At 73.6% G+C, this 3,339-nt stretch carries 4 protein-coding genes and 1 pseudogene; all 5 read left to right on the top strand.

Annotated features, from left to right (window positions below):
* Window positions 1–866, top strand: an 866-nt coding sequence (locus CCR87_RS00630) for a hypothetical protein (RefSeq protein ID WP_201155400.1), incomplete at its 5' end; no start/stop codon positions are given.
* Window positions 867–1,016: 150 nt separating this feature from the next.
* A complete protein-coding gene (locus tag CCR87_RS00625) occupies window positions 1,017–1,424 on the top strand; it encodes a hypothetical protein (protein ID WP_201155399.1) in 408 nt (135 codons plus the stop codon).
* A gap of 448 nt (window positions 1,425–1,872) precedes the next feature.
* Complete coding sequence (tolQ, locus tag CCR87_RS00620; protein WP_201155398.1) at window positions 1,873–2,568, top strand: protein TolQ; 696 nt, start codon at window positions 1,873–1,875, stop codon at window positions 2,566–2,568.
* Window position 2,569: 1 nt separating this feature from the next.
* Complete coding sequence (gene tolR, locus CCR87_RS00615) at window positions 2,570–3,043, top strand: protein TolR (RefSeq protein WP_201155397.1); 474 nt, start codon at window positions 2,570–2,572, stop codon at window positions 3,041–3,043.
* A 97-nt stretch (window positions 3,044–3,140) separates the two neighbouring features.
* A pseudogene (locus CCR87_RS00610) lies at window positions 3,141–3,339 on the top strand (energy transducer TonB); the annotation flags it as partial.

The raw sequence follows: 3,339 nt of genomic DNA, 5'->3' as shown, positions 1-3,339 counted from the left end.
CCCGGCCCACCCCCCGGCTTTCCGTCGCGGAACTGGAGCAGGCCGTGCACGCCGTCGACCCCGAGGGGCGGCGCCGGGTGGTTGCGGTGCAGGCGGGCGACCGTCGGATCTGGGTCAAGCGTCCGGAGCGGCTGACCCTGCGGCTGCGACTGCAAAAAGGCAGCTCTGACAAGTCCTTCGCGCGCGAAGCTGTGGCCCTGCATGAGCTGTCGGGCCGCGGCCTGCCGGTCGCCGAGCTGGTCGCCGCGACGCCGGGGCTGCTGGCGGTGGCCGATTGTGGCGAGCCTCTGCGCACGATCCTGCGCGACCCCGCGCGCCCGGCGGACGAGCGGGCGAGGGCTGCGCGCGCGGGCGGGGCGGCGCTGGCGGCGCTGCATGGTGCGGGTGTGGCGCATGGGCGCCCGGACCTGCGCGATATCTGCTGGGACGGGAGCCGCGCCACGCTGATCGACTTCGAGCGGTACACGCCCGGACCGGCCAGCGTGGCCCTCATGCGCACCGATCTGGTGATCATGGTGTTCGCGGCCGTGGTGGCGCTGGGTCCCGATGCGCCGGAGCTGGCGGCGCTGTGCGCAGGCTACCGCCGCGCCGCGCCGCCCGAGCCGTGGCAGGCCGCGGCCCGGCTGGCGCGCGGTCTGGCGCGGGTGGCCCCGCTGCTGCGGCTGCTGGCACCGCTGGACGGCAAACGGGGCGAGATCGCTGCCGTCGCGCCCACGCTGCGGGTGCTGATCGATCCGCCCGCGGATGGGGCCACAGATGGGAGCGCAGATGGGACCGCAGATCGGCTCGCCGACCCGCCCCCAGATGCGTCCGGCAATCCCCGGAGCGGGTGTGCCGGAGCGCCCGCCGCGATCACGAAGCCTTGAGAACACGCCCCCCGGGTGGGGGGGCTATGATGTCACGCCTGCCGGAGGGAGACGACAATGACAGCCACACCGCCCGCATCGGCGCACCGCGGTGCCATCGATCGGCCGGGGGCCTGGCCGCGCCGCCGTCCCGGCCGTTCGGGGGGACGGATGGGCCTCTGGCTCGCCCTGCTGCTGGGGCTGGCGGTGGCGATGCCCGCCGCCGCGCTGGAGCCCGGCCCGCCGCTCTCGGCCGAGGAGTTCGAGGCCCGCGTCACCGGCCACACCCTGCATTTCATGGCCGGGGGCGAGCCCTATGGCACCGAGCAGTACCTGCCCGGCCGCCGGGTCATCTGGGCCTTTGCCGGAGAGGAGTGCCGCGAGGGCAGCTGGTTCCCCTCCGGCACGCAGATCTGTTTTGTCTATGACGAGGACCCCGGCCGTCAGCACTGCTGGCACTTCTATGACAGCGCCGAGGGGATGCTGGCCCGCTCGGCCGGGCCGAGCAGCGGCGGGCTGATCGCGGTGCGGCGCAGCGCCGAGCCGATGTCGTGCCCCGGCCCCCGGATCGGCGTCTGACGGCGGCCCGGGCCAGACGGCCGCCAGACGGCCGCCAGTCGCTGCGGACAGCATCGGATCGGGCGCCCGCCGGGGGTGGTCCGGGCGCGCGTCCCCCACCCGCGGTGCGGTGGGTGGGCACGCGGTGCGCCCGCAGGGCATGGGCCGCGCCGCAGGGCCGCCCGTCGGAGGTGGGCGCGCCGGGAGCGTCACGGGCGCAGGACCATGGGCGCAGGCCACGGGGCACGGGACGACGGGCATGGGGGATCGCGGGCAAGGGGCATCGCGGGCGACGGGCAGACGGGGCCGAGGAAGACGGCACAGCGGAGACGGCACAGCGGAAACCGGCACAGGCGCGACGGCACCGGGGACACACGGATGTGTTGGCGTGGCTGCGGGAAACCCGCTATGGTCCCGCCCAATCGGAGCCGCGCGACACGCGGCCCTTCCTTCGTTGCGAGCAGGAATCATGGACACGACCCCCCTCGGTGCCGGGCAGGACATCGACCTGTCCATTATCGGGCTGTTCCTGAGGGCTGATCTGATCGGTCAGCTGGTGTTGCTGGTGCTGGTGGCGGCCTCGTTCTGGGCCTGGGCGATCATCATCCAGAAACTGCTGGATTATCGCCGCGCCCGCGCGCAGGCCGCGGAATTCGACGCGGCGTTCTGGTCCGGCCAGCCGCTGGACGAGCTGTTCGACCGGCTCGGCCCCGAGCCCGCCAGCGCCCCCGCGCGGGTCTTTGCCGCCGGGATGGCGGAGTGGCGCCGCAGCCACCGCACGGATGGCGCGATGATTCCCGGCGCGCGCGCGCGCATCGACCGTTCCATGGATGTGGCCATCGCGCGCGAGGCGCAGGTGCATGCCGCGGGGCTGACGTTCCTGGCGTCGGTGGGCTCGGCCTCGCCGTTCATCGGGCTGTTCGGGACGGTGTGGGGGATCATGCGCGCGTTCACCGACATCGCGCGGGCGCAGAACACCAACCTCGCCGTGGTCGCCCCCGGCATCGCCGAGGCGTTGCTGGCGACCGCGCTGGGGCTGCTGGCGGCAATCCCGGCGGTGATCTTCTACAACAAGTTCGTCAACGACAGCGACCGCATCGTGGAGGGGTACGAGACCTTCGCCGATGAGTTCTCGACCATCCTGTCGCGCCAGCTGGGCGACTGAGATGGGGGCGGGCGTGCAGCACTCCGACGGGGGCGGCGGCGGGCGGCGGCGCGGGCGGCGGCGCAACCGGCCCATGTCCGAGATCAACGTCACCCCCTTTGTCGATGTGATGATGGTGCTGCTGATCATCTTCATGGTGGCGGCCCCGATGCTGACGGTCGGTGTGCCGGTGGAGCTGCCGCGCACCGCCGCAGGCGCCCTGCCGACCGAGGCCGAGGAGCCGCTGACAGTCACCCTGACGGCCGACGGGCGCATGATGATCCAGACCACCGAGACCCCGGCGTCCGAACTGCTGCCGCGGCTGCGGGCGGTGGCGGCCGAACGCACCAGCCGCAAGGTGTTCCTGCGCGCCGACGGGGGGATCCCCTATTCCCAGGTGGTGCAGGTGATGGGCGCGCTGAACGCCGGGGGGTTTTCCGACATCGGCCTTGTGACCGACGGCGAAGGCCCCACCTTCGACGGAACGGATGGCTGAGGCCGCCGTGCCCCACCCCGGGACCGGGGCGGTGGCAATGCATCGACCCGGGCACAGGCACCGGGCCGCCTGAACCGGGACGGATGGACGCGGGCAGATGGAGACGGGCACCAGGATATCGGCGGTGGCGCACGCAGGCGTTTTGGTCTGGGTGGCGATCGGCGGCGCCTTTGAGGGCACCGACCGGCCCGACCCGGCCGTGGCGGAGGTGTCGCTGATCTCGGCCGAGGCGTTCGCGGCGTTGTCGCCCCCGCCGGGTGGGACGCCCGTGCCGCCCGCCGCACCGCAGTCCCGCC

The sequence above is a fragment of the Rhodobaculum claviforme genome, assembly GCF_016653255.1.
GTDB classification, from domain to species: domain Bacteria; phylum Pseudomonadota; class Alphaproteobacteria; order Rhodobacterales; family Rhodobacteraceae; genus Rhodobaculum; species Rhodobaculum claviforme.
Note: the sequence above shows the minus strand (reverse complement) of the source record. Positions and strands in the feature narration are given on the sequence as shown.

Coding starts and splice junctions, on each gene's coding strand:
- tolQ (WP_201155398.1), top strand. CDS start 1,873: ATGGACACGACCCCCCTCGGTGCCGGGCAGGACATCGACCTGTCCATT.
- CCR87_RS00625 (WP_201155399.1), top strand. CDS start 1,017: ATGGGCCTCTGGCTCGCCCTGCTGCTGGGGCTGGCGGTGGCGATGCCC.
- tolR (WP_201155397.1), top strand. CDS start 2,570: ATGGGGGCGGGCGTGCAGCACTCCGACGGGGGCGGCGGCGGGCGGCGG.